The sequence below is a fragment of the Sphingomonas rubra genome (assembly GCF_900115745.1).
GTDB lineage: Bacteria > Pseudomonadota > Alphaproteobacteria > Sphingomonadales > Sphingomonadaceae > Sphingomonas > Sphingomonas rubra.
In genome coordinates this window covers 153,884-178,804 of sequence record NZ_FOXP01000002.1, presented here as the reverse complement: position 1 = coordinate 178,804, position 24,921 = coordinate 153,884, and the positions used below count along the sequence as shown (strand labels likewise).

Annotated in this window: 21 protein-coding genes; 10 read left to right on the top strand and 11 right to left on the bottom strand. The window is 70.1% G+C overall.

Annotated elements, in window-relative coordinates; translation table 11 throughout:
- Window positions 1-5 precede the first annotated feature (5 nt).
- Entirely contained in the window at window positions 6-1,577 is a 1,572-nt protein-coding gene (locus BM145_RS03310; RefSeq protein WP_093331256.1) for an amidase, read from the bottom strand.
- 116 nt (window positions 1,578-1,693) lie between these two features.
- On the opposite strand from BM145_RS03310, the gene BM145_RS03305 reads away from it, so the two are divergent.
- Complete coding sequence (locus tag BM145_RS03305) at window positions 1,694-2,953, top strand: MBL fold metallo-hydrolase (protein ID WP_093331253.1); 1,260 nt, start codon at window positions 1,694-1,696, stop codon at window positions 2,951-2,953.
- 13 nt (window positions 2,954-2,966) lie between these two features.
- Here BM145_RS03305 and BM145_RS03300 read toward each other — a convergent pair whose 3' ends face one another.
- From BM145_RS03300 to BM145_RS03275, 6 genes are all read right to left on the bottom strand, one after another.
- A complete protein-coding gene (locus BM145_RS03300) occupies window positions 2,967-3,425 on the bottom strand; it encodes a dihydrofolate reductase (protein WP_093331761.1) in 459 nt (152 codons plus the stop codon).
- Window positions 3,426-3,459: 34 nt separating this feature from the next.
- Window positions 3,460-4,254, bottom strand: a complete 795-nt coding sequence (locus tag BM145_RS03295) for a thymidylate synthase (protein WP_093331252.1) — start codon at window positions 4,252-4,254, stop codon at window positions 3,460-3,462.
- Window positions 4,251-5,000, bottom strand: coding sequence for a class I SAM-dependent methyltransferase (locus BM145_RS03290; protein ID WP_093331249.1), 750 nt, complete (start codon window positions 4,998-5,000; stop codon window positions 4,251-4,253). Before BM145_RS03290 ends, BM145_RS03295 begins: the two co-directional genes overlap by 4 nt.
- A 94-nt stretch (window positions 5,001-5,094) precedes the next feature.
- Window positions 5,095-6,222, bottom strand: coding sequence for a peptide chain release factor 2 (gene prfB / locus BM145_RS03285; protein WP_093331247.1), 1,128 nt, complete (start codon window positions 6,220-6,222; stop codon window positions 5,095-5,097).
- Between the two features lie 135 nt (window positions 6,223-6,357).
- Window positions 6,358-8,817, bottom strand: coding sequence for a penicillin-binding protein 1A (locus tag BM145_RS03280; RefSeq protein WP_245739040.1), 2,460 nt, complete (start codon window positions 8,815-8,817; stop codon window positions 6,358-6,360).
- A gap of 207 nt (window positions 8,818-9,024) precedes the next feature.
- Window positions 9,025-10,266, bottom strand: a complete 1,242-nt coding sequence (locus BM145_RS03275; protein WP_093331243.1) for an N-acetylmuramoyl-L-alanine amidase family protein — start codon at window positions 10,264-10,266, stop codon at window positions 9,025-9,027.
- Window positions 10,267-10,746: 480 nt separating this feature from the next.
- On the opposite strand from BM145_RS03275, the gene BM145_RS03270 reads away from it, so the two are divergent.
- The 5 genes from BM145_RS03270 to BM145_RS03250 all read left to right on the top strand — a co-directional run bounded on the left by BM145_RS03270 (window position 10,747) and on the right by BM145_RS03250 (window position 17,515).
- The gene (locus BM145_RS03270; protein WP_245739038.1) at window positions 10,747-13,446 is read left to right on the top strand and encodes an Rne/Rng family ribonuclease; all 2,700 of its coding nucleotides are present in this window, start codon (window positions 10,747-10,749) and stop codon (window positions 13,444-13,446) included.
- 340 nt (window positions 13,447-13,786) lie between these two features.
- The gene (locus BM145_RS03265; RefSeq protein ID WP_093331239.1) at window positions 13,787-15,139 is read left to right on the top strand and encodes a M48 family metalloprotease; all 1,353 of its coding nucleotides are present in this window, start codon (window positions 13,787-13,789) and stop codon (window positions 15,137-15,139) included.
- Window positions 15,136-15,828 (top strand): DsbA family protein, encoded by a 693-nt coding sequence (locus BM145_RS03260; protein WP_093331237.1) that lies wholly within the window; start codon window positions 15,136-15,138, stop codon window positions 15,826-15,828. The genes BM145_RS03265 and BM145_RS03260 overlap by 4 nt, the downstream gene beginning before the upstream one ends.
- Entirely contained in the window at window positions 15,828-16,757 is a 930-nt protein-coding gene (locus tag BM145_RS03255; protein WP_093331235.1) for an ABC transporter ATP-binding protein, read from the top strand. Before BM145_RS03260 ends, BM145_RS03255 begins: the two co-directional genes overlap by 1 nt.
- The gene (locus BM145_RS03250) at window positions 16,754-17,515 is read left to right on the top strand and encodes an ABC transporter permease (RefSeq protein ID WP_093331233.1); all 762 of its coding nucleotides are present in this window, start codon (window positions 16,754-16,756) and stop codon (window positions 17,513-17,515) included. Before BM145_RS03255 ends, BM145_RS03250 begins: the two co-directional genes overlap by 4 nt.
- Before the next feature lie 76 nt (window positions 17,516-17,591).
- Here the strand turns inward: BM145_RS03250 and BM145_RS03245 are convergent, their stop codons facing one another.
- From BM145_RS03245 to rpsU, 4 genes are all read right to left on the bottom strand, one after another.
- Window positions 17,592-17,858, bottom strand: coding sequence for a hypothetical protein (locus tag BM145_RS03245; protein WP_245739036.1), 267 nt, complete (start codon window positions 17,856-17,858; stop codon window positions 17,592-17,594).
- Between the two features lie 184 nt (window positions 17,859-18,042).
- Complete coding sequence (locus BM145_RS03240; RefSeq protein WP_342741794.1) at window positions 18,043-18,735, bottom strand: M48 family metallopeptidase; 693 nt, start codon at window positions 18,733-18,735, stop codon at window positions 18,043-18,045.
- Window positions 18,736-18,989: 254 nt separating this feature from the next.
- On the bottom strand, window positions 18,990-19,577 hold the full coding sequence (locus BM145_RS03235; RefSeq protein ID WP_093331758.1) for an FKBP-type peptidyl-prolyl cis-trans isomerase: 588 nt from the start codon (window positions 19,575-19,577) through the stop codon (window positions 18,990-18,992).
- Window positions 19,578-19,662: 85 nt separating this feature from the next.
- The gene (rpsU, locus tag BM145_RS03230; RefSeq protein WP_093331226.1) at window positions 19,663-19,869 is read right to left on the bottom strand and encodes a 30S ribosomal protein S21; all 207 of its coding nucleotides are present in this window, start codon (window positions 19,867-19,869) and stop codon (window positions 19,663-19,665) included.
- Between the two features lie 207 nt (window positions 19,870-20,076).
- On the opposite strand from rpsU, the gene BM145_RS03225 reads away from it, so the two are divergent.
- The 4 genes from BM145_RS03225 (at window position 20,077) to cysS (ending at window position 24,907) form a co-directional block, all read left to right on the top strand.
- Complete coding sequence (locus BM145_RS03225; protein WP_093331224.1) at window positions 20,077-20,862, top strand: response regulator; 786 nt, start codon at window positions 20,077-20,079, stop codon at window positions 20,860-20,862.
- Window positions 20,846-22,132 (top strand): sensor histidine kinase, encoded by a 1,287-nt coding sequence (locus BM145_RS16505; protein WP_093331222.1) that lies wholly within the window; start codon window positions 20,846-20,848, stop codon window positions 22,130-22,132. Before BM145_RS03225 ends, BM145_RS16505 begins: the two co-directional genes overlap by 17 nt.
- A gap of 317 nt (window positions 22,133-22,449) precedes the next feature.
- Complete coding sequence (locus tag BM145_RS03215; protein WP_093331219.1) at window positions 22,450-23,355, top strand: dioxygenase family protein; 906 nt, start codon at window positions 22,450-22,452, stop codon at window positions 23,353-23,355.
- 118 nt (window positions 23,356-23,473) lie between these two features.
- Entirely contained in the window at window positions 23,474-24,907 is a 1,434-nt protein-coding gene (gene cysS / locus BM145_RS03210; RefSeq protein WP_093331216.1) for a cysteine--tRNA ligase, read from the top strand.
- Window positions 24,908-24,921 lie beyond the last annotated feature (14 nt).

Here is a 24,921-nt window from a genome sequence, read left to right as displayed (position 1 = left end):
GATCGTCAGCGAACGCCGTCCAGCCCCGGCCCGACATCGGCGGTCGCGCGGTAGGTCGGCGCGACGCGGGCCCGCGCGCGCTGCTCATAGGCGTAGCCGGCGCCGAGCACAGTGGCCTCGCCGAACCTGGTGGCGATGAACGACAAGCCTACGGGCAGGCCGCGGACCAGCCCCATCGGCACGGTGAGGTGCGGATAGCCGGCGATCGCCGGCAACGCCGAGGCGGACGGACCGGCATATTGATCGCCGTGCACCGGATCGCTCAGCCAGGCGGGCCCGGTGGTGGGCTGGACCAGCACGGTAGCGCGCGCCCGGCGCAGCATACCGTCGATCGCCTCGCTAGCCAGCTTGAGCGAGGTCGCGCGCGCCGCGCGATAGGCGGGATCGGCCAGCCCCTTCGTCGCCTGCGCCTCCTCGAACGTGTCCTGGCCGAAGAACGGCATCTCCGCCGCGCGGTGGGCGGCGTTGAAGGCGATGACCTGCGCCAGCGTGCGCGCGCCGACACCGGCGGGCGCGGTGGCGAGATAGGCGTCGAGATCGGCCTTCAGCTCCGTCTTCAGCACGGTGAACTCGGCCTCGCCCAGCCCGGCGAGCGGCGGGCGCTCGACCTCGACCAGCTCGGCCCCCGCGGCGCGCAGCACGTCGAGCGCGGCCTGGTAGCGGACGGCGAGATCGGGCGTCATCTCCGGCCGCAGCACCGCCACGCGCGCGCCCGACAAGGCGCTGGTCGACAGGCCGACGGCATAGTCGCGGCGGACGGCGGCCCTGGTCGCCTCGTCCTCCGGATCGGGCGCGACCATCGCCGACAGCAGCAGGGCGGCGTCGCGGACGCTGCGCGCCATCGGGCCGGGCGTGTCCTGCGAGTGACTGATCGGCACCACGCGGGTGCGGCTGACCAGGCCGATCGACGGCTTCAGGCCGACCAGACCGTTGACCGACGAGGGGCATACGACCGAGCCGTCGGTCTCCGTCCCCACCGCCGCCGCCGCGAAGCTCGCCGCGGTCGCCGCGCCGGAACCGGAAGAGGAGCCGCAGGCGCTGCGATCGAGCGCGTAGGGGTTACGGACGAGGCCGCCGACCGCGCTCCACCCGCTCATCGATCGCGACGAGCGGATGTTGGCCCATTCGCTGAGGTTCGTCTTGCCCAGGATCACCGCGCCCGCGCGGCGCAGTTCGGCAACGACCGGCGCGTCGCGGCCCGACACGTTGGCGGCGAGCGCCAAGCTGCCGGCGGTGGTGGGCACCGGATCGGCCGTCTCGACATTGTCCTTGATGAGCACGGGGATGCCGTGGAGCGGCCCGCGTACCCGGCCGGCGCGGCGCTCCGCGTCGAGCGCCCTCGCCTGCGCGACCGCGTCGGGGTTGATCGCGATCACCGATCGTAGCGCGGGTCCGTGGCGGTCGAGCTTGGCGATGCGGGCGAGATAGGCGCGCACCAGGTCGACGCTGGTCTCCCGGCCCGCCGCCATCGCTGTCCGCAGATCGTCGATCGAGCGCTCCTCCACGCGCACGGTGCGCGCCGCGGCGGGCGCAGGCAGGAGGATCGAGGCGGCGAGCAGGACGGCGAGGGAACGCATCGCGGAAGGCTATGGCGCGGCCGTGCCCGGCACAAGGGCCCGTGAAAACGCCACGGTCGGTCTGAACCCTGCCGATCAACCTGCGTTACATCGCACGACCTGCCGAAAGAGCCGCCTTGCACCGTATCTTCATCCTGACCGGCAAGGCCGCGCTGTTCGTCGTGATCGCGGCGCTGCTGCTGAGCGTGATCGTGCCGCGCTACCTCGACCGCATCTACTATCGCGGGCCGGCGAGCGGCCATTACGACGGCGAACGGTTCTTCAACCCGGACGGCGGCGACGAGGGTTCGAGGCCGCCGGGCGGCGGTGGGCGGCTGGGCTTTCTGTGGCGCAACCTGACCGACGACCGTCCGATCTGGCCCGACCGCGTGCCCGTTCGCCAAGCGAGTGCGGCGGAGCTGATGCCCCTGCCCGCCTCGACGGCCTCCGCGTCCAGCGCCACCGCGGCCATGCCGGCGGACCTGCGCGCGATGCCGATGAGGGCAACGTGGATCGGCCACGCCAGCGTGCTGGTGCAGTTGCCCGCGCTCAACATCCTGACCGACCCGGTCTGGCGCACGAATACCGGCCCGGCCTTTCTGGGACCGACCCGCGTCGCCGCGCCGGGCATCGCGTTCGACACGCTGCCGAAGATCGATCTGGTCCTGGTCAGCCACGCGCACTGGGATCATCTCGACCTCGGCACGTTGAAGCGGTTGTGGGATCGCGACCGGCCGCTGATCGTCACCAGCCCGGGCAACGACGCGATCCTGCGCTCGGCCGGGATCGGCGCGGTCGCCGCAGACTGGGGCCGCGCCGTCACGGTACAGGAGCGGCCACGGGTCGATGCCGCGCCTGACGGCAGGCGCGCCATTCGCGTGCACGTGACGCGCAACCATCACTGGAGCAGCCGCTGGTTCACCGACCGCAACCGGGCATTGTGGTCCAGCTTCGTGGTCGAGCTGCCCGGCGGCAACCTGTTTTTCGCCGGTGACACGGGACTGGGCGACGGGCGCTGGCCGGCGGAGGCGGCGCGACTGGGGCCGATCCGGCTGGCGCTGATCCCGATCGGCGCGTTCCGCTTCGTCCCCGGCCAGATGGCGAGCGACAGCCATATCGGGCCGGTGCAGGCGGCGCAGGCCTATGCCGGCCTGGGTGCGAGCAGCGCGATCCCGATCCACTGGGGCACGTTCCGCCTGTCGTACGAGGGATATCGCACACCGCCCGACCTGCTGCGCGCGACGCTCGCCTGCACCGGGCAGACCGGCTTCGATCCGGTCGCGATCGGGCGACCCGTGGACGTCCCGGCGCTGTCGGCACGAACGGCTCCACCATTCCCCGACAGTGCAACGGTGGCGGGGTGCCTCGATACGCCGCGGGTGCGGGCCATGCGCTGACGGGTGGGCTGCTTCAGCGCACCAGCGTGACGAAGCTGTACGCGGGCCGATCCCCTTCGGCGGGATGGTCCTCCCGAAACGCCTCATTCCACGCGTCGAACGGCGGCACCACGGCATCGCCGAGGGGCGAGCAGTGGACCTCCGTCAACTCCACGCGGTCGGGCTCGAACAGCGCGAAGATTTCCGCGCCGCCGATCACCGCCACGTCGTCACCCGCCAGCGCCAGCGCCTCGGCGGGCGTGTGCGCCACCTCGGCACCCTCCGCCTCCCAGTCGGTCGAGCGGGTCAGGACGATGTGGCGGCGGCCGGGCAGCGGGGCGGGGAAACTGTCGAACGTCTTGCGGCCCATCACCATCGGCCGGCCCAGCGTCTGCGCCTTGAAGCGGCGCAGGTCGGCCGGCAGGTGCCAGGGCAGCCGCCCGTCGACGCCGATCACGCCGTTGTCCGCCCGGGCCAGGTGGAACGAAATCACGGGCACCCGCCAAAGTACCACTTTGGTGGGATTCTCACACCGCCACCGGCGCCTTGATGTGCGCCTGCGCCGCGTAATCGTGCAGCACGAAATCCTCCAGCGCGTAGCCGTCGATCGCGTCGGGACGCCGCACGATCTCCAGCCGCGGCAGAGGGCCGGGATCGCGGGCGAGCTGCGTGCGCGCCTGCTCCAGATGATTGACGTAAAGGTGGCAGTCGCCCCCCGTCCACACGAACTCGCCGACCTCCAACCCGCATTGCTGCGCCAGCATGTGCGTCAGGAGCGCGTAGGAAGCGATGTTGAACGGCACCCCCAGGAAGATGTCGGCCGACCGCTGGTAGAGTTGCAGCGACAGCCTGCCGTTCGCGACATAGGTCTGGAACAAACAGTGGCAGGGCGACAGCGCCATGGCGTGCAGTTCGCCGGGGTTCCAGGCGGTGACGATCTGGCGGCGCGAGCCGGGATCGCGGCGGATCGTATCGACCAGCCCGGCGATCTGGTCGATGTGGCGGCCGTCCGCGGCGACCCAGTCGCGCCACTGCTTGCCGTAGACGGGGCCGAGATCGCCGCCCTCGTCCGCCCACTCGTCCCAGATGCTGACCTTCCGGTCTTGCAACCAGCGCACGTTGGTGTCGCCGCGGAGGAACCACAGCAATTCCAAGATGATCGAGCGCAGGTGCAGCTTCTTGGTGGTCAGCACCGGGAAGCCGGCGCCCAGATCGAACCGCATCTGCGCGCCGAACACCGACAGCGTGCCGGTGCCCGTGCGGTCCTCCTGGCGCGTGCCGGAGGTTAGCACCCGGTCCATCAGGTCTAGATACTGCCTCACCGGGGCGCTCCCGCTTGGCCCGGCCCGGACTGTTGCAGCCGGCACGCGCGGATCGCCTCCGGCTCCGGCCGTCCACCGACCGGCCGGAAGGTCGCGAGATAACCGCCCGCGCTCGCCAGCGGCTCGAACGATATCTGGCGATAGCCGACGGCGGCGAACTCGCAGGCGAGCAGCGCCGGCGGCGTGCCATGGTCGCGCGTCGGCCGGTCGGCATCGACCACCACCACCAGCCCGTCGGGCTTTACGGACGGCCGCAGCCGCCACAGGAATTCGTAGGGGTGCGCGATCTCGTGGTACATGTGCACCATCATCACCCGGTCGAAACTGTCGGGCGGCAGCCGCGGGTCGGCGGGCGTGCCGAGCCGGACGCTGACATTCTCCAGCCGCTCGCGCGAGACGCGCTCGGCCAGCTGGTCGCGGACGCTGGGCATGATGTCCTCGGCCAGCACCCGGCCCTCCGCACCGACCCGCGCGGCCAGGCGGATCGTGTAGTAACCCTCGCCCGCGCCGATGTCCGCCACCGTCATGCCGGGGCGGATCGCCGCCTTGTCCATCACCGTCTCCGCCTCGCGCAGCCGGTCGCGCGCTTCCTCGGTCGACCAGCGCGACGACACGATGTGCGCGACCGGGCGATCGGCGGCGGGGAACGGCCCCGGCTGATCGGCGCGGGGCTTGATGAGCGGTTTCGACCCGTCGCAGGCAGAGAGTAGGAGCAAGCCGCTCAGGGATATCCTCTTCAGCGTCATGCCGGGCTCGTCCCGACATCCAGAGCCAGGGGCGCCACGCTGCTGGGCCCTGGACGCCGGGACGAGCCCGGCGTGACGAAGAAGGGGCGCAGGATCAATCCACGTCCTCCACCGCCACCGCCTCGCCGGTCACCCGCTGCGACAGCGCCGCCGCCATGAACGGGTCGAGATCGCCGTCCAGCACGTCGCCCGGCGCGGTGGAGGTCACGCCGGTGCGCAGGTCCTTCACCATCTGATACGGCTGGAGGACGTAGGAGCGGATCTGGTGACCCCAGCCGATATCGGTCTTGGTCGCGTTCTCCGCGTTCGCCGCCTGCTCGCGGATCGCCAGCTCGCGCTCGTACAGGCGCGCGCGCAGCTGGTTGTACGCCTCCGCCTTGTTCTTGTGCTGCGAACGCTGGTTCTGGCACTGGACGACGATGCCGGTGGGGATGTGCGTGATGCGCACCGCCGAATCGGTGGTGTTGATGTGCTGGCCGCCGGCGCCAGATGCGCGGTACGTGTCGATGCGCAGGTCGCTCTCGTTATACTCGACCTCGATATTGTCGTCGACGACCGGATAGACCCAGACGGACGCGAACGAAGTGTGGCGCCGTGCCGCCGAATCGTACGGGCTGATCCGCACCAGCCGGTGCACGCCCGACTCAGTCTTGGCGTAGCCGTAGGCGTTCTCGCCCTTCAGCAGCAGCGTCGCCGACTTGATCCCCGCCTGCTCGCCCGAATGCTGGTCGACCAACTCCACCTTCAGCCCGTGGCGCTCCGCCCAGCGCGAGTACATGCGGCTGAGCATGCCGGCCCAATCCTGGCTCTCGGTGCCGCCGGCGCCGGCATTGACCTCGATATAGGTGTCGTTGCCGTCCGCTTCGCCCGCGAGCAGCGCCTTGACCTTGTCGCGGTCGGCGCGCGCGGCGAGTTCGGCCAAGCTGGCGGTGCCCTCGTCGGCGAGTTCCTGATCGCCCTCCGCCTCGGCCAGCTCGATCAGCTCGACCGTGCCGGCGAGCTCGTTCTCGATCGCGCGGGTGGCGGTGACCGCCTCGTCGAGGCGGCGACGTTCACGCATCACCTCCTGCGCGGCCTTGGGATCGTTCCACAACGCCTGGTCCTCGACGCGCGCGTTGAGCTCGTCGAGCCGGCGCAGCGCCACGTCCCAGTTGAGGAAGCGGCGCAGCAGCGCGAGCGCGGCGTTGATGGTATCGACATGGGCTTGCGCTTCGGCGCGCATGGGAACTCTCCAAACTCGTCATGCCAGCGACCGCTGGCATCTTCTGCGGCTAGGCGCGCGCTCTACAAGCTGGAGATGCCGGCCTTGGCTGGCATGACGGGCTTGGCGGTCGGCCTGTCCGGATATGGGGCCGCGCTAGTAGATTCCGCCCTCCCTTTGCAAGAAATCGCTGTCGCGGGGCACGGTCGTGGTGGGGATCGCGGCGGCGGTCGGCGCGGCGGCGGGGCCACGGCGGCGCGCGCGGCGTGGCTCGCTCTCCGGCTTGAACGCTTCCCAGATCACCGCCGCCTTGGGATCGACGTCGGTCGGGAAGGTGCCGAACACCGGCCGCCCGCTGGCGCGAAGGATGCGGACCATGCGGATGCCCGCGGGCGCGCGGAACGGCAGCTTCTCCAACCCCTCATACGCCTTGGCTGCGAACTGCTTGAAGATCGGGGCGGCGACGGTGCCGCCCTCCGCCGCGCCCAACCGACGCGGATTGTCGTAGCCGATATACACGCCGCCGACGAACTGCGGCGTGCCGCCGACGAACCACACGTCGGTGGGGCCGGTCGTCGTCCCCGTCTTGCCGAACATCGGCCGGTCGAGGTCGCGCAGCACGGTGGCGGTGCCGCGCTGGACCACGCCCTCGGTGATATGCACCATCTGGAACGCGGTCATCGCGTCGATCGCCTGGCGCATGCGGCTGGCCGGGCGCGGCATCGGTCCGCCGTTCCAGTCGGGCGCGTTGCAGCCGTCGCAGGCACGCCAGTTCTCCGGCCAGATCACCTTGCCGTGGCGGTCCTGAACGAAGTCGATCAGCGTCGGCGCTCCGCCCCGCCCGTTATTGGCGAGGATCGAATAGGCGTTGACCATCTTGGCCACCGTGGTCTCGCCCGCGCCCAACGCAATCGCCAGGTATGGCGGATAAGTGCCGACACCCATGCGCTTCAGCGTGTCGACGACGCGCGGCATTCCGGTCTGCGCCGCCGCACGCACCGTCATCAGGTTGCGGCTCTGCTCGATCCCCCAGCGCATCGTGCGCGGACCTGCGGCGCGCATGTTCGCGAAGTTGCGGAAGCATTTCTGGCCCAGCCGCGCACCCTGATAGACGCAGAACGGCCCGTCGACGATGATGGAGGCGGGGGTCATCCCGTTCTCCAGCGAGGCGGAGTAGACCAGCGGCTTGATCGTCGACCCCGGCTGGCGCTGCGCCTGCGTGGCCCGGTTGAACGCCTGCACGCGCGCGTCAAAGCCGCCCTGCATCGCCAGGATGCGCCCGGTCGCGGGTTCCTCGACGACGAAGCCGCCGGAGATGCGCGGGATCGAGCGGAGCGACACTCGGCCGCCGCCCGCCGGTGCCACCGCGACGATGTCGCCGGGCTTCATCCGCCCGAACGCCGCCACCGTCGTGCCCCGCACCGGCATCTGCGCGGCGCCGCGCGGCAGCGTCGCGGTGGAGCCGTCGGCGAACCCGATCGCCCAGGCATCGCCGACGCGCCCGATGACGATGCCCGCGCGCCAATCGTTGTAGTCGAGCGCGATGTTGGTGTTGAGCAGCGGCTGCAGCCAGCCGCGGCCCTCGTCGGCGATGTCGACGTGACGGATCGGCCCCTGCCACACGCGCTGCCCCTCGAACCGGACCAGCCCGTCGCGGAGCGCCTGCTTGGCGAGCTCCTGCAATCGCCGGTCGAGTGAGGTGCGCACCCACAGTCCGCCCTCGTAGACGCTGAACGGCCCCGCCGCCCGCGTCTCGCCGAACCGGTCGATCAGCTCGCGGCGCACCTCCTCGACAAAATAGCCGCCGACCGTGTCGTATTTGGGCGTCCGGCGCAGCACAGTGCCCAGCGGTTCGGCATTGGCACGGGCATATTGCGCCTGATCGATGAAGCCGTTCCGCACCATCTCGCGCAGCACGTAGTTGCGCCGCGCCAGTGCGCGGTCGGCGTGGCGGACGGGGTCGTAGTTGGACGGCCCCTTGGGCAGGATGGCGAGATAGGCGAGCTGCGCCAGGCTCAGCTCCGGCAGTTCCTTGTCGAAATAGGCATGGCTCGCCGCCTCGACGCCGAACGCGTTGCGACCGAGCGCGATCTGGTTGAGGTAGAGTTCCAGGATCTGCTCCTTGGAGAGCGTATCCTCGATCTTGTAGGCGAGGATCGCCTCCTTCAGCTTCCTGGTCGGCGAGTAGGCGTTGCCGATCAGCAGGTTCTTGGCGACCTGCTGGGTGATGGTCGAGCCGCCCTTGGCACGGCGGCCGCTGCCGAGCTTCTGCACGTAATCGATCACCGCGCCGGCGAGACCCGGATAATCGACGCCGTGATGCTCGAAGAACGTCCGGTCCTCGGCCGCCAGGAACGCCTTGACCAGCAGCGGCGGATATTCGGCGTAGGACAGCTCCACGCGACGCTCGCGCGCGTAGGATTGGATCGGTACGCCGTCGATCCCGCGGACATTGGTCGGCAAGGGAGGCTCGTAGGTGCGCAGCTGGTCGACCGACGGCAGGCCGCGGATCACCAGCAGCCAGAGGAGAAACATCGCGACGGCGGCGAGGCCGGCGAGCACCGCCAGCAGCTTCACCCACCAGCGCGCCCACGCGCGCGAGGCGACGCCGCGCATTCCACCCTCCGGCCGGCGGGGGAGAAAACGGGAGCTGCGGAGGGAAGCGAACGCCATAACTTGGCCGCGGCTTATATCAGGTAGCGGCCATGTCGCCAGCGGAAGCGGTCGGAGCCCCATCGCCATGCCGGGTTCGTCCCGGCATCCAGAGCCATGGACCGTGTCGCCGCTTGGCTCTGGACCCCGGATAAAGTCCGGTGCCGGCGGCTACCGCGCCGCCATGCGCCGGGCGAAATGCGCTTCCACCGCACGCCTCACCGCCTCCGCGATCCGCTCGCGGCCCTCCTCCGAGTCGAGGAACGCGGCGTCGGTAGGATTGGAGATGTAGCCGGTCTCGAACAGGATCGACGGCAGGTCGGGCGCCTTCAGCACCATCAGGCTCGCCATCCGGTGGAAGTTCGCCTTCATCGGCACCAGCGGCCTGGCCTCGCGCCCCAGCAGCCGCGCGAAGGTGGCGGAGCTGTTCATCGTCTCTCGCTGCGTCAGGTCGATCAGGATCGACGACACGTCCGCTCCCGCCTCGCCTAAATTCACGCCCGAGATCACGTCGGCCTTGTTCTCCCGCGTCGCGAGCCGCGCGGCCTCCTTGTCGGAGGCGACGTCGGAGAGGGTGTAGACCGACGCGCCCGTCGCTTCCTCGCTGCCGGTGGAGTCGCAGTGGATCGAGATGAACAGGTCGCCGTGCAGGCGGCGCGCAATGCCGTAGCGCTCGCGCAGCACCAGGTAGCGATCGTCCTCGCGGGTCAGCGCCACGCGCACCCGGCCGCTCGCCAGCAGCTCGTCGCGGATCGCACGGGCGACACGCAGCGTCACGTCCTTCTCACGCAGGCCGGTCACCGGGTTGATCGCGCCGGGATCGACGCCGCCATGACCTGCGTCGATCACCACCAGCGGGCGGCTGTCGTCGCCGCGGACGCGCGGCAGCGGGGGCACCTTGGCGGCGACGGGCACGGGCACCGCCACCTTGTACCGGGGGCGCCGGTCGAAGGCGAGATTGAAGGGAAAGAAGTCGAGCGGCCCGGCAAGGCTCGCCGCGGCATAGCCCTGGTCGTCGGTGGGGTGGAGCGCCAGCGTCAGCTCGCGGCCGCTCGCGTCAAAACCGCCGTCGCCGATCACCGCCGGATCGCGCAGGTCGAAGACGATGCGCGTGCCGTCGCCTCGCCGCGACTGGCGTACCGAGCCGACCACCCCGCCCGCGCGCGCGACGATGCCGGGGACCGCGCCCGCGACCTCCACCGCGATCGTCCGCCCTTCGCCGAGGATCGACGCGCGCGCGCCCTTCACCGGATCGTCGAAACGGATCACGATCCGCCCCGCCTCCACCGCGACGCTCTCCACGCTCGCGGCCCAGGCGGGGGTCGCGGGCAGCAGGCCGGCGAGGAGCGTCAGCAGGAACAGCACCCCGCCCGCATGCCGCGCCTGGCCACCGCGGGTCCAGCAAAAAGCCATCAACGTCACCCTTTCGTGGTCCGCCTCCCTTGCCGGTCGGCGTCACCAGTGGCGAACGTGTACGGCCCCGCGTGCGAACGCCGGCTTGCCCGGCAAGGTTAATCCGGCGTTCGGCAACGGCTGGCCGCCTGCCCGGCAAGGGACGGCCGGTTGCCGTGTCCGCATTCGAATGCTAGCAATGATGCCGCATCCGTATGTCGACCGTTCTCGGCCACGTGCGGAACGCCAGCCCGTCACCGTTCGACGGGCCAATCCAGGTTGACGCTCGCATGACGCATTCCCCGCCCCCGCTCCCCCGCTCGGCCTCGGCCGGCGGCGTGGCGGTGCCGTGGGAGCCGCGGGGCCATCTGCCCCGGCACGTCGTGCAAGCAGACGCGATTTTCCATCCATCGGGCGCCGCCCACCGGCAGGCCGCCCTTCATTATCGCGCGCGAGGGCTCCGTCCGCGGACCGACCCGACGCGCGCGCGGAGACCATTTGATGACCACGCGTATGCTGATCGACGCACGCCACCGGGAAGAAACCCGCGTGGCGGTCGTACAAGGTAACCGGATCGAGGAGTTCGACTTCGAATCCGCCGAGCGCAAGCAGCTCAAGGGCAACATCTATCTCGCCAAGGTGACCCGCGTCGAACCGTCGCTGCAGGCGGCGTTCGTCGAATATGGCGGCAATCGCCACGGCTTCCTCGCCTTTTCCGAAATCCATCCCGACTATTACCAGATCCCCAAGGAGGATCGCGACGCGCTGCTGCGCGAGGAGGCCGAGCACGCCGCGCAGGAGGCTGCGCTGCGTGCCGAGCAGGACGACGAGGACGATCTGGAGGAGGACGACCTCGACGACGACGACGCCGACGAGGAAGGCGAGCTGGAGGAGGCGGGCGAGGATCGGCCGCGCCGCCGCAAGGGCCGCGGCGGCAACGACGACCAGGTCGAGGACCTGCGCGCGCGTCGCCAGAACCTGCGCCGCCGCTACAAGATCCAGGACGTGATCCACCGGCGGCAGGTGCTGCTGGTCCAGGTCGTCAAGGAGGAGCGCGGCAACAAGGGGGCGGCGCTGACCACCTACCTGTCGCTCGCCGGCCGCTACTGCGTACTGATGCCCAACACGTCGCACGGCGGCGGCATCAGCCGCAAGATCAGCAACGCGGCCGATCGCAAGCGGCTGAAGACGATCATGGCGGGCCTCGACCTGCCGACCTCGATGGGGTGCATCGTCCGCACCGCCGGGCTCCAGCGTACCAAGACCGAGATCAAGCGCGACTTCGACTATCTCGCCCGTCTGTGGGACGAGATCCGCGAGAAGACGCTGTCGTCCGCTGCGCCCGCGCTGATCTACGGCGACAGCGACCTGATGAAGCGCGCGATCCGCGACATCTACAATGCCGAGGTCGACGAGGTGATCGTCGAGGGCGAGGAGGGCTATCGCCACGCCAAGGACTTCATGCGGCTGCTGATGCCGAGCCACGCCAAGAAGGTGAAGCAGTACGCCGACGCCGTGCCGTTGTTCCAGCGCGCGCACGTCGAGGACCAGCTGGCGGCAATGTACAATCCCGTCGTCCAGCTGAAGTCGGGCGGCTACCTAGTCATCAACCCTACCGAGGCGCTGGTGTCGATCGACATCAACTCCGGCCGCTCGACGCGCGAGCACAATATCGAGCAGACCGCGACCGCCACCAACTTGGAGGCGGCGCAGGAGATCGCGCGCCAGCTGCGCCTGCGCGACATGGCGGGCCTCGTCGTCATCGACTTCATCGACATGGACCACTCGTCCAATGTCCGGAAGGTCGAGAAGGCGATGAAGGAGGCGCTGAAGAACGATCGCGCGCGCATCCAGGTCGGCCGCATCTCGTCGTTCGGCCTGATGGAAATGAGCCGCCAGCGGCTGCGCACCGGCGTGCTGGAGGCGTCGACCCGCGCCTGCCCGCATTGCGAGGGCACAGGCCTGGTCCGCACTGCCTCGTCTGCCGGGCTGTCGGCGCTGCGCATGCTGGAGGAGGAGGCCGCACGCGGTCGCGGTTCGCTCCTCACGCTGCGCGCCAGCCAGGAAGCGACGATCTACGTCCTCAACCGCAAGCGCGCCGACATCGCCGAGGTCGAGGACCGTTACGGTGTGACGATCGAGGTGATCCCCGATCGCGAAGAGGAGGGCGCGCGCATGTCGGTGGAGGCGTCCGGCCCGCCGCCCGCCTACGCGCCAAAGATCGACGAGCTGGTGATCGACGAGGAAGAAGACGACTATATCGAGGAGGCCGAGCTCGACGAGGAGGTCGAGGAGGAGGCGGTCCCCGCCGCTCGTGCCCCGCGCGAGGAAGGTGACGGCGAGGGTCGCGGCAAGCGCCGCCGCCGTCGCCGCGGCCGCGGCCGTCGCGGCGAGAACGAGACGTCCGAGGGCGAGACGGGCGAGGCCGAGACGCCAGAGGCCGAGACGGCGGCTGCCGGCGACGAGCCGGGCGACGCCGAGGAGCCGTCCGACGAGGTCGAGTTCGTCGGCGAACCCGCCGCCACCGATAGCGACGAGGGCGGCGCGCGTCGCCGGCGGGGTCGGCGTGGTCGGCGTGGTGGTCGCCGCGGCGAGTCGGCGACCGATGCACCATCCGCCGAGCTCGACCGTGAGACAGCTGGCTCCGATGACGCGGAGCGCGAGGAAGCGGCGGATGCCGGCGACTCGGGCCCGGTGATCGATCCGATCGCCCTCCCTACCCCCGCGCCGGTCGAGCCGGCGGTGCAGCCCGACGAGGAAGCGCCGGCGCCCAAGACGCGCCGTCGTCCGCGAGCCCGTGCCGCCGCGCCGGAGGCGGCGGAAACGCCGGCCGCGACCGAGACGCCGGTTGAGCCCGCGCCCGCCGCGGCGGCCGCCGCCGAGGAGGAGCCCGCGCCGGCCAAGCCACGTCGCACGCGCCGCAAGGCCGCCGACGCCGTGGTCGAGGCGGCTCCCGCGGAGGAGGCCCCCAAGCCACGCCGCACGCGCCGCAAGGCACCGGCCGCCGACGCCGCGCCGGTCGAGGCCGAGCCGGCGATCGCCGCGATCGCGCCGGAGGCACCCGCCGACGTCGCGGTTGAGGAAGCGGCGCTGGGCGTGACGCAGGACGGCGCCGCCACCGCGGTGACCGACGATGCCGCCGAGCCGGCCGAGGGCGATGCCCCCCGCCGCGGCTGGTGGCAGCGCACCTTCGGCGCCTGATGCCGACGGGGCGGCTTCAGCGACGGTTCACCCGTACCGCCGCAGGAGCCGCCCTTTCTTCCGAGGATCGATCGACGCCCATGATCGAAGCCGCCGTTCCTACCCATTTGAACACCGGTTCGTTGCTGCGTTCGCGCGTCGGCGAAGGCGCGTCGGCGCTACGCTGTCATGCCGGGCTTGTCCCGGCGTCCGGAGCCATCGACGATGGCGTTGCTTGTCCTGTCACCCCGGATCAAGTCTGGAGTGACGCAGGTTTCCTGAGGATGAGGCGGCAGGCGGGCAACGGTCTGTCTTGCGACTGCGCGAGCGCTTCCAATCGGCCCTGCCTGGCAGACGCCGCATGAAACGCCTCCTCTCTTCCCTTCTCGCCATCAGCATGATTTGGGCTCCCGTCGCTCACGCGCAGGGTGGCCCCTCGATCCTGCGCGATGCCGAGACCGAGGCGATGTTCGCCGACATGTCCGCGGGCATCGTCAAGGCAGCCGGGCTCAATCCGCGCGACGTGCGCATCGTCCTCATCAACGATCCGTCGATCAACGCCTTCGTCGTCGCGGGGCAGGCGGTGTACATCCATTCCGGCCTGATTCAGGCGGCGGACAACGCCAACGAGGTGCAAGGCGTTATCGCGCACGAGGTCGGCCATATCGCCGACGGCCACGTCATCTCCGGCGAAGCGGCGATGAAGCCCGCCATGAAGATGACGCTGCTGTCGATGGTGCTGGGCCTGGCCGCCGTGGCGGCCGGCGCCGGCGCGGCCGGCATGGGCATCATGGGACTCGGTCAGTCGGCGGCGATGGGCAATTACCTCGCCTTCAACCGGGTGCAGGAATCGACCGCCGACGCCTCGGGGATGCGCTATCTCACCACCGCCGGCATATCGGGGCGTGGCATGCTCAGCTTCTTCAAGAAGCTCCAGCAGCAGGAATATCGCTATCGCGGCGAGATCGACCCGTTCATGCAGACCCACCCGTTGTCGGGCGAGCGCATTGCCAACCTGACCGCCGACATCCAGGCCGCCCCCTCTTTCGCCAACAAGTCCGACCCGGCGCTGGAGGAGCGGTTCAAGCGGGTCAAGGCGAAGCTCGCCGGCTACGTCCTGGCGCCCGAGGATACGCTGAAGCTCTATCCGGCGAGCGACCAGTCGATCTACGCGCATTACGCGCGCGCCTACGCCTATCACAAGGGGGGCTATCCCGACAAAGCCGATGCCGAGGCGGCGGCACTGGTCGTCGCCGACCCGCGCGATCCGTATTTCCAGGAGATCGTCGGCCAGATTCTACTGGAGGCGGGCAAGCCGCAGGCCGCGATCGGGCCGCTACGGGCGGCGACCAACGGCAGCCGCACCAACCCGCTGATCGCCACCACACTGGGCCACGCGCTGATCGCGACCGAGAACAAGGCCAATCTGCCCGAGGCGATCCGCGTGCTGCGCGTCGCCACGCAGCGCGACGACGACAATGTCTGGGCGTGGATGCAGCTCGGCACCGCCTATGAGCAGTCGGGCGACGAGGCACGTGCCGCGCTCGCCACCGCGGAACGAGCGAGCATGATGGGCGATCAGCGCACCGCCGTCGCCTCCGCACGTTACGCGCTCGCCAACATTCCCGCCAACACGCCCGACTGGATCCGCGCGCAGGACATCGCGATGACCTCCGGCGACGCGGTGGCGGACGCCAAGAAGAAGAAACGATGAAGAATTGGATATTGGCGGCCGTGGCGCTGGGCGGCGGCCTGACCGGCGCGGGCGCGATCTGGGCGGTGCGACCGCATGGTAACGGCGAGAACGTGCGCGCCTATCTGCTCGCCCATCCCGAGGTGATCCCGGAGGCGATGGCCCGGTTGCAGGAGCGCGAGGCGGGCCGGTCGGTTACGGCGAATCGCGCCGCGATTGAGACGCCGTTCGGCAACGCGGTTGCCGGCAACCCGCGCGGCGACGTCACGCTGGTCGAATATTACGACTATAATTGCGGTTTCTGCCGCGCCAGCCTGCCGATCATCCGTCGGCTGGTCGCGGACGACCCCAAGCTGCGCGTCGTCTTCCGCGAACTGCCGGTGCTGGCGCCGACCAGCCGCGATGCGGCGCGGATGAGTCTGCTCGCCGCGGCGCAGGGCAAGTTCGCGCGCTTCCATGAGGCGCTCTACGACAATGGTCGGGTGACGCCCGCCAGCATCGCCGCCGCCGCGCGCACGGCGGGCGTGGACACCAGCCGCCTGGCTGCCCTCACCCCGCGGATCGACGCGGAGATCGCGCGCAACCTGGAGGTGGCGGGCAAGCTGGGCATGAGCGGCACGCCGAGCTGGGTGGTCGGCGACCAGCTATTGTCCGGCGCGCTGCCGATCGAGGAGCTGAAACGCGCGATTGCCACGGCACGGTCGCGCTGATGAGCGACGATCTGCTCCGCATCGAGGGCGTGTCCAAGACGTACAAGGGCGGCGTGGTCGCGCTGCACCCCGTCGACCTAGCGATCCGCCGCGGTGAGATCTTCGCGCTGCTCGGCCCCAACGGTGCAGGCAAGACGACGCTGATCTCGATCGTCTGCGGCATCGTCGTGCCCTCGGCGGGTCGCATCCTGGTCGACGGCGAGGATGCGGTGGTGAACTACCGTCAGGTTCGCCGCCGCGTCGGGCTGGTGCCGCAGGAACTGTCGACCGACGCGTTCGAGAGCGTGCTCGCCACCGTCACCTTCTCGCGCCGGCTGTTCGGCCGATCGGGCCATTCCGCCTATATCGAGGAACTGCTCCGAGACCTGTCACTGTGGGACAAGCGCGACGCCAAGATCAAGGACCTGTCGGGCGGCATGAAGCGCCGCGTGCTGATCGCCAAGGCGCTGGCGCACGAACCCGACCTGCTGTTCCTCGACGAGCCCTCCGCCGGCGTCGACGTGTCACTGCGCCGCGACATGTGGAAGCTGGTCCATCGCCTGCGCGAGCGCGGCGTGACGATCATCCTGACCACGCATTATATCGAGGAAGCCGAGGAGATGGCCGACCGCGTGGGCGTGATCTCCCGCGGCAAGCTGCTGCTGGTCGACGACAAGGCGGCACTGATGAAGAAGCTCGGCAAGCGCGAGCTCGACCTGACGTTGGTCGAGCCGCTCGCGGCGGTGCCGACCGAACTCGCCGAGTGGCATCCCACGATCGAGAATGGCGGACATACCCTGCGCTACGTCTTCGACGCGACCGAAGAACGGACCGGCATTCCCTCGTTCCTGCGGCGGCTGGGCGAACTCGGCATCGCGTTCAAGGACCTGGAGACGTCGAAGTCGAGCCTGGAGGACATCTTCGTCGATCTGGTGGGAGACGCCAAATGAACCTGCATGGTATTTGGGCGATCTACCGCTTCGAGATGGCGCGGTTCGGGCGGACGATCTGGACCAGCCTGATGGTGCCCGTCATCACCACCTCGCTCTACTTCATCGTCTTCGGCTCGGCGATCGGCAGCCAGATGCAGCAGGTGTCGGATGTACCCTATGGCGCGTTCATCGTGCCGGGGCTGATGCTGCTGGCGATCTTCTCCGAATCGATCCTCAACGCCTCGCTCGGCATCTACATGCCCAAGTTCACCGGTACGATCTACGAGCTGTTGTCGGCGCCGTTGACGCCGCTGGAGACAGTGCTGGGCTATGTCGGCGCGGCGGCGACCAAGTCGGTGGCCATCGGATTGGTCATCCTCGCCACTGCCTATCTGTTCGTCGATCTGCCGATCGCCCATCCGCTCGCGATGATCGGTTATCTCGTGCTGGTGGCGGTCGCCTTCTGCCTGTTCGGCTTCGCGATCGGCATCTGGGCCAACGGGTTCGAGCAGTTGCAGGTTATCCCGCTTTTGGTGGTCACCCCCCTCACCTTCCTCGGCGGCGCCTTTTACTCGGTGCAGATCCTGCCCGAACCGTGGCGTACGGTGACGCTTTTCAATCCGGTCGTGTACCTCATCAACGGCTTTCGCTGGACCTTTTTCGGCACCGCCGATGTGGGCCTGGGCATCAGCCTGATCGTGACGATGGGCTTCACCGCGGCATGCCTGGCCTGGATCGGCTGGATCTTCAGCACCGGTTGGCGCCTGAAAAGCTGAGGGAGAACCGGACAGCAAAAAGGGCGCCACCCGAAGGTAGCACCCTTTCCCGAAAACCGCGTGAGCGGCGTTCGACTTAGTTGCTGTCGGCGTCGTCGTCGTTGTCGGCAACGATGATGATGCCCACGACCACGGCCGCAGCGGCCAGCGCCGCGACGATGAAGCCGCCGCCGCCGGCGAGGTTGTCGCCCTGCTTGGTCGACGCGGAAGCGCGGACGCTCTTGGCGACCGAGAGGCTGCTCGCGTCAGCGGCGTGCGCCGCGACGGGAACGATGGAAAGCGAAGCAACTGCAGCGCTCGTCATGATCTTCTTGAAAACGTTCATAACCGAACTCCCTTTCATAACCCGGGTTACGCGGGCGCCTCATCGCACAGCACAACAAAGACCGCAACCCTGCCACTTCCTTCCACCGATCGCGTGTTATTAGAGCAACAGCACGACCGGCGATGAGGCATCGCCACAATAGCCCGCCATCCGGAAGGTTCCCCTTCTTAGTCGCTGACGGCGGCGAGCGGAACCCCGCCGATCACGGCTGGTGGCGAGTTGCTGCCACTTTGGCGGCAATCGCGGTGACGCGGGCACGCCAACCGCGGTGCGTGCCGTCGCCGATCAGCTGCGACGAGGCCGGGCCGAATCGATTCCAGAACCGGATCGCGCCAGCCGGATCGTAACCGGCCGCGGCCATCAGCTCGACGCCGGTCAGGTCGGCCTCGTCCTCCGTCTCGCGCAGGCGGCGACCATTGGCACCGAAGCCGGCGAACAGCCCCTTGGATACGCGGTCGCGGCGGAGCGCGGCACGGTGGCCGAGGATGTTATGCGCGAGTTCGTGCGCGATGGGTGCCGCGAGTTCGTCGTCGTCGCGGGCGTACTCGGCGACGGCAGAGGAGATCGTCACGGTGCGCCCGTCCGCTTCCGCGTCGCGCTTGGCGGAAGGGACGAGCTGGACGAAGGAGGGACAGCCGAGATCGGCCGGCAGTTCGACGGGCACGCGACGCCCGGCACGCTCGACCACCAGCTGCGCGGGCGGCGAGGCGAGCGCCGCGGCGAGTCGGTCGTGGATCGCCTGGACACCGGCGAAGGTCGCCTTCCCGCCGGTCGCGGCGGGCAACGGGACGCCGTCGATCGTGACCAGCACGTCACCCGCGCGCAGGCCGACGCGCGCCGCGGCGCTGCCCGGCGTCACGGCGGCGATGGCGGGGCCACGGTCGAGATGGAACAGGCGACCGGCGATCGGTCGAAAGTCGCCGGCATATTGATCGGCGGCGTAGACGACGAGACCGGTCTGCGGGACCTGGACCGCGCAACGGGCGCGATTCGCGGTGAGGATACGCCAGGCGACGGTGGCGACCCGCGCGTCCCAGTCGCGCAGGAGGAGCAGTTGCGCGTCGGTATCGTCCCTGGCCGGCGTGGCGGACGGCGCGGCGCCCGCGAGCGCCGCGGCCGCTGCCAGCGCGGCGGCGGTGCGGAAAAGCCTCAGCGGGCGCCGCCGGGAGGAACGGCACCGGGGGGCATCGCGCCCGGGGGCATACCGGGCATGCCGCCCATCATCTGCTGGCGCTGCTGCATCTGCTGAACCACCGCCTCGGGCAGGAAGTCGAGCAGCTCGACGTCGAAGACCAGCGTGGAATTGGCGGGGATCGGGCCCTTCGCCTCGGCGCCGTAGCCGAGTTCGGGCTTCAGCCAGAAACGGTACTTCGCGCCCTTGGGCATCAGCTGGAGCGCTTCGGAGAAGCCCGGCACGACCGCCGAGACCGGCATCGGCACCGGCTGCTGCGACTTGTCGAAGGTGGTGCCGTTGAGCAGCTTGCCCTCGTAATTGACGAGCGCGACATCGCTGGTGGTCGGCTTGGGGCCGTTCGCCTGGCCGGGGGTCAGCACCTTGTACTGGAGCCCCGACGCGGTGGTGACGACGCCCTTGGCGCGGGCGTTGCGCGCCAGGAAGTCGTCGCCCTGGCGAGCGAGCGCGAAGGCGCTGACCAGCGCCAGCGCGATGCCGACCCAGAGATAGACGAGGTAGCTGCGCTTGACGGGACGCAGCGGCACGGCGGTGACGGTGGACATGATGGGCACTCGCTTGATCGGCGCCGGCCCGGCCGTCGCCACCGGTGGAACTATACCAACGTCGCCCATAGGGCGACGCGGGTGTTTACCGGGCGCCGTCGCGCTCGGCGCGCTTGCGGTCCATCTTGCGGGCGCGGCGGACGGCGGCAGCACGCTCGCGCGCACGCTTCTCCGACGGCTTCTCGTAGTGGCGGCGCAGCTTCATCTCGCGGTACACGCCCTCGCGCTGCAGCTTCTTCTTGAGCGCGCGGAGGGCCTGGTCGACGTTGTTCTCGCGGACGATGATCTGCATAAAATCCGGCTAAGCTCCAAAATACCGATGGCGGCCGGAGACACCCGTCTCGACCGTGCGTGGGCGCCCTTTACCAGCAGGCGGGTGCCATGGCAAGCGACGACGCCGCCGCTCACGGCGTTGCGCGACGGCAACACCGGCCATGGGAAAGGCGCTTTGTTGCGGCGGTGCAATGCAGACGATACCTGTCGTCATCACCATCGCCGCATGTCACCGCTGCCCGATAATCTGGACCCGGACATTTTGGAGCCGACCCGCCTCCTCATCGTCGACGACGATCCCGGCATTCGCGAGCTGACGGCCGCGTTCCTGGAAGGCCATGGCTATCACGTCGACGCGGTGGCGGACGGCACGGCGATGCGCGCGGCGCTGGCGCAGGAACTATACGCGCTGATCGTGCTGGACGTAATGATGCCGGGCGAGGACGGCCTGTCGATCCTGCGCTCGCTGGACCGGGCGACCGCACCCGCCGTCATCATCATGTCGGTGATCGGCGAGGAGGTCGACCGGATCGTGGGGCTGGAGATGGGCGCCGACGATTACGTCGCCAAGCCGGCCTCCCCGCGCGAGCTGCTGGCGCGGATCCGGTCGGTGTTGCGCCGGCAGGGCGAGCGGCCCGCCGCCACCTCCCCCCTTGCCCCGGCGATGCCGCCCGGCCGCCGCTTCCAGCGATTCGCCGGCTGGCGACTCGACCCGGCAGCGCGGCAGCTGTTCGATCCGGAGGAGGTGGTCATCAACCTGTCCGACGGCGAGTTCCGGCTGCTGATGACCTTTGTCGACCATCCCCGCCGGGTGCTGACGCGCGATTTCCTGCTGGACCATTCGCGAGGAAGCAATGCCGAGCATTTCGACCGCGCCATCGACGTGCAGGTCAGCCGGCTGCGGCGCAAGCTGGCGCGCGGTGACGGGCGCGGTGAGGGGCGGGCCGACGAGCTGATCCGCACCGTCCGCAACGAAGGCTATATGTTCACGGCCGATGTCGATCATCGCTGACCGGCGCGGCCGGGCGCCGTCGATCGCCTGGCCGATCTTCGCGCTGGTCGTCGCCTCCGTCATGGTCGCGGCGGCAACGATCTTCGCCGTCACCTTCAACGGGCCGCCGCCGCGCCGCACCGCGCAGTCGCCCGCGGTGGTGAGCGAGGCGCTGCGCACCGGTATGCCGCCGCGGACGCCCGGCCCCGAGCTGGCGGTGCGGACGACCGAGACGCCGCCGCGCCCCGATCGCGGTTTCCGCGCCGACCAGGCCGCGCGGCGCACGCTGGCGACGATGCTGGGCGTGCGCGAGGCCGACGTGGTCGCCTACACGATGCGGCCGATGCCGGAGGAGGAGGGCGCGTTCGGGCGCGACTTCGTGCTCGGCTGGCGGACCGGGGGGCAGTGGCGGATCGCACAAACGCCGCGGCCGTGGCTGGCGCCGTGGCACCTGACGACGTTGCTCGCCATGCTGATCGCGGTGGTGGCGCTGGCCGTGCCCGCCTGGTTCATCGCGCAGGCGATCTCGCGCCCGGTCCGCGCGGTGGCGCGCGCGGCGGAGCGGGCGCGGGCGGGTGCGGAGCTGCCGGCGCTGCCGACCGGCGGCGCGCGCGAGGTGCGGGCGCTGTCGACGGCGGTGGCGGCGATGCATGCGCGGCTGGCGGCGCACGCGGAGGGGCGCACGACGATGCTGGCGGCGATCGCGCACGACTTGGGCACCCCCCTCTCCCGACTGGCCTTCCGCGTCGAACAATTGCCCGAGCCCGCGCGCGAGCGCGCTGCCGCCGATATCACCGAGATGCGCGGCCTGATCGCCGCGGCGCTCTCCTTCGCGCGCGACGAGGCGGTGGGCGCGATGAGCCGGCTGGACCTCGGCAGCCTGTTGGAGAGCCTGGGCGACGACATGGCGGAGGCGGGCGCGGCGGTGACGGTGGCGCCGGGTGCGCGGGCGATCGTCCGCGGCGACCCGGTGGCGCTGCGCCGGCTGTTCGCCAACCTGCTCGGCAACGCCGTCCGCTACGGCGACCGCGCCGAGGTGAGCTGGCGCGTGGCGGGGGACCGGGTGACGGTGGTGATCGACGATCACGGGCCGGGCGTCGACCCGGCGGGGGTGGAGCGGTTGTTCGAGCCGTTCGTGCGCGGCGACCCGTCGCGCAACCGCGCGACCGGGGGCACAGGGCTGGGGCTCGCCATCGTCCGCTCGGTCGCGGCGCGGCACGACGGCGAGGCGGTGCTGGAGAACGGGCCGAGTGGCGGCCAGGCACGCGTGGTGCTGCCGATCGTGGGGTGAGCGGGTCGGTCGCTGCGGGAGATCCGCGCGATGCTTTGGTCCTGCTCTCTTTCATCTTCCCCGGCGACGGCCGGAGTCCAGTTGGGTGACGGTTCGAAATACCCGCGGAGGCTTCCCCCACTGGGCCCCGGCCTCCGCCGGGGAAGTGAATGGAGGTTCGCTAGGAGCTCCCTTGCAGAAGTGGATGGGCGCTCCGCCAGGGCGAGATGACGGGCGTCTTCTCCCCCGACACATGCGGTAACAATGAAACGGCGGATCGACACACGCCGGTGACCCGCGGGAAGCAGAAGCGGCTCCAGCCAGACAGGGAGCACGCCATGCACGACCAACACGATCACGGCCACGGGATGGCGGAGGACCTGCCGCTGCTCAGGGCGATGCTGGCCCGGCGACGGGCGTTGAAATGGTTCGCGGGCGCGGGCACCGCCGCGCTGGTCGCGGGCTGCGGCGGCGGCGAGAGCGAGGCGAGCAGTTCGGGCGTCACCACGGTGAGCGGCGCCACGCCGACGCCGACCGCCACGCCGACGCCCACCGCGACGCCGACGCCGACGCCGACCACCACCGGCGCCTGCATCGTCGATCCGACCGAGACGGCCGGCCCCTATCCGGGCGACGGCACCAACGCGGCGAGCGGATCGACCTCCAACGTGCTGACCGTGAGCGGCGTGGTCCGCTCCGACATCCGGTCGAGCTTCGTCTCGTCCACCACGGTGGCGGGCGGGGTCAAGGTCGTGCTGACGCTGACGCTGGTCGACGTCAACGCGACCTGCGCGCCGCTGGCCGGCTACGCCATCTACCTGTGGCATTGCGACCGGCAGGGACGCTACTCGCTCTACACCGCGGCGGCCGAGAGCTACCTGCGCGGCGTGCAGGTGACCGACGCCAATGGGCAGGTGACCTTCACCACGGTCTTCCCGGCCTGCTACGACGGACGCTGGCCGCACATGCATTTCGAAGTGTTCTCCAGCCTGTCGAACGCGCTGTCCGGCCGCTACTCGATCCTGACTTCGCAGCTGGCCATGCCCGCGGCGGCGTGCTTGGCGGTGTACGCGGACACGACCATCTACCCGTCGAGCGCCGGCCTGTTCTCGCGCGTGTCGCTGACGGCGGACGGCGTGTTCGGCGACAACACGGCAGCGCAGATCGCGCAGCAGACGCCCGCGCTCACCGGCTCGCCCGCGGCGGGCTACACCGCCACGGCCCTGATCGGCATCGCCCGCTGAGGCGATGCCCCCGAGACGGCGCGGCGCTTTCCCCCTGTCGCCGCGCCTGCCCCGCCGGTACTTCCCGGCCGGCAGGGCCCCTTTCCCAGCGCGGGACGGCGCGGCTAAGGGACGCGGCATGACCCCGCTCGTCCTCTACAACAGCCTGTCCCGATCGCTCGAGACGTTCGCGCCGATCGATCCCGCGGACGTGCGCGTCTACTCGTGCGGGCCGACCGTCTATCACTACGCGCATATCGGCAACCTGCGCGCCTATGTCTTCACCGATACGCTGGCGCGCGTGCTGACCTGGAAAGGCTGGCCGCTGACGCACGTCATCAACATCACCGACGTCGGCCACCTCACCTCCGACGCGGACGCCGGCGAGGACAAGATGGAGGCGCAGGCTCGCGCAACGGGGCAGGATATCTGGGCGATCGCCGCGCATTACACGGCCGAGTTCAAGCGCAACCTGACCGATCTGGGCATCCGGGCGCCCAGCCGTTTCCCGCTCGCCACCGATCACGTCCCCGGCATGATCGCCTGGGGCGAGGCGATCGAGGCGAAGCACTGCTACCGACTGGACGACGGGCTGTATTTCGACACGGCCAGCGTGCCCGATTACGGCCGGCTGGCGCGGTCGGCACAGGACGCCGAGGGAGGGCGCGAGGCGCGGATCGACGAGGTCGCGGGCAAGCGCCAGCCGGAGGATTTCGCGATCTGGCGCACCTCCGCGCCGGCCGAGAACCGGCAGATGGAATGGGACAGCCCGTGGGGTCGCGGGGCACCCGGCTGGCACCTGGAATGTTCGGTGATGAGCCGGCAATATCTGGGCGAGCGGTTCGACATCCATACCGGGGGCATCGACCACCGCGAGATCCATCATCCCAACGAGATCGCGCAGAACCAGGCGATGAGCGGCACGGCGGACACCGGCGCGACCTTCTGGATGCACAACAACTTCGTGGTGCAGCGGCATGAGAAGATGTCGAAATCGTCGGGCGAGTTCCTGCGGCTACAAAGGCTGGTCGACCGCGGCTTCCACCCCCTCGCCTATCGGCTGATGTGCCTGCAGGCGCATTACCGGTCGGAGATGGAGTTCTCCTGGGAAGGATTGGCGGCGGCGACGACGCGGCTGAAGCGGCTGGTGCAGACGGTGGAGGCATTGCGCGCGCGGCCCCCCGCGCCCTCGGCGGCGAGCGCGGCGGCGTATCTGGAGCGGCTCGACGCGGCGGTGTCGGACGACCTGGCGACCCCCCGCGCGTTGCCGGTGCTGGACGAGCTGCTGGCCGACAAGAAGGTGTCGGCCGGCGACCGGCTGGCGGCGCTGGCCGCGTTCGACGCGGTGCTGGGGCTCGGCCTGGCGACGCTGACGCGCGCCGACCTGCGGGTGCGACCGGAGGGGGCGGCGGTGACGGAGGAGGAGATCGCCGGCCGGCTGGCGGCGCGGCGGGAGGCCCGCGCGGCGAAGGACTTCGCCCGCTCCGACGCGATCCGCGACGAGCTGGCGGCGGCGGGGGTGGAGGTGATGGACGGCGATCCGCTTGCGTGGGACTGGCGCGTTACGACCTGACCCCCGTCATGCCG

Excerpts from the sequence above, each read along its gene's own strand:
- BM145_RS03245 (WP_245739036.1), bottom strand. The coding sequence starts at position 17,858 with ATGAAAGGGAGTTCGGTTATGAACGTTTTCAAGAAGATCATGACGAGC.
- BM145_RS03215 (WP_093331219.1), top strand. The coding sequence starts at position 22,450 with ATGCACGACCAACACGATCACGGCCACGGGATGGCGGAGGACCTGCCG.
- BM145_RS03260 (WP_093331237.1), top strand. The coding sequence starts at position 15,136 with ATGAAGAATTGGATATTGGCGGCCGTGGCGCTGGGCGGCGGCCTGACC.
- BM145_RS03265 (WP_093331239.1), top strand. The coding sequence starts at position 13,787 with ATGAAACGCCTCCTCTCTTCCCTTCTCGCCATCAGCATGATTTGGGCT.
- cysS (WP_093331216.1), top strand. The coding sequence starts at position 23,474 with ATGACCCCGCTCGTCCTCTACAACAGCCTGTCCCGATCGCTCGAGACG.
- BM145_RS03280 (WP_245739040.1), bottom strand. The coding sequence starts at position 8,817 with ATGCGCGGCGTCGCCTCGCGCGCGTGGGCGCGCTGGTGGGTGAAGCTG.
- BM145_RS03275 (WP_093331243.1), bottom strand. The coding sequence starts at position 10,266 with ATGGCTTTTTGCTGGACCCGCGGTGGCCAGGCGCGGCATGCGGGCGGG.
- BM145_RS03270 (WP_245739038.1), top strand. The coding sequence starts at position 10,747 with ATGACCACGCGTATGCTGATCGACGCACGCCACCGGGAAGAAACCCGC.
- BM145_RS03310 (WP_093331256.1), bottom strand. The coding sequence starts at position 1,577 with ATGCGTTCCCTCGCCGTCCTGCTCGCCGCCTCGATCCTCCTGCCTGCG.
- BM145_RS03225 (WP_093331224.1), top strand. The coding sequence starts at position 20,077 with ATGTCACCGCTGCCCGATAATCTGGACCCGGACATTTTGGAGCCGACC.
- BM145_RS03255 (WP_093331235.1), top strand. The coding sequence starts at position 15,828 with ATGAGCGACGATCTGCTCCGCATCGAGGGCGTGTCCAAGACGTACAAG.
- rpsU (WP_093331226.1), bottom strand. The coding sequence starts at position 19,869 with ATGCAGATCATCGTCCGCGAGAACAACGTCGACCAGGCCCTCCGCGCG.
- prfB (WP_093331247.1), bottom strand. The coding sequence starts at position 6,222 with ATGCGCGCCGAAGCGCAAGCCCATGTCGATACCATCAACGCCGCGCTC.
- BM145_RS03250 (WP_093331233.1), top strand. The coding sequence starts at position 16,754 with ATGAACCTGCATGGTATTTGGGCGATCTACCGCTTCGAGATGGCGCGG.
- BM145_RS03290 (WP_093331249.1), bottom strand. The coding sequence starts at position 5,000 with ATGACGCTGAAGAGGATATCCCTGAGCGGCTTGCTCCTACTCTCTGCC.
- BM145_RS16505 (WP_093331222.1), top strand. The coding sequence starts at position 20,846 with ATGTCGATCATCGCTGACCGGCGCGGCCGGGCGCCGTCGATCGCCTGG.
- BM145_RS03235 (WP_093331758.1), bottom strand. The coding sequence starts at position 19,577 with ATGTCCACCGTCACCGCCGTGCCGCTGCGTCCCGTCAAGCGCAGCTAC.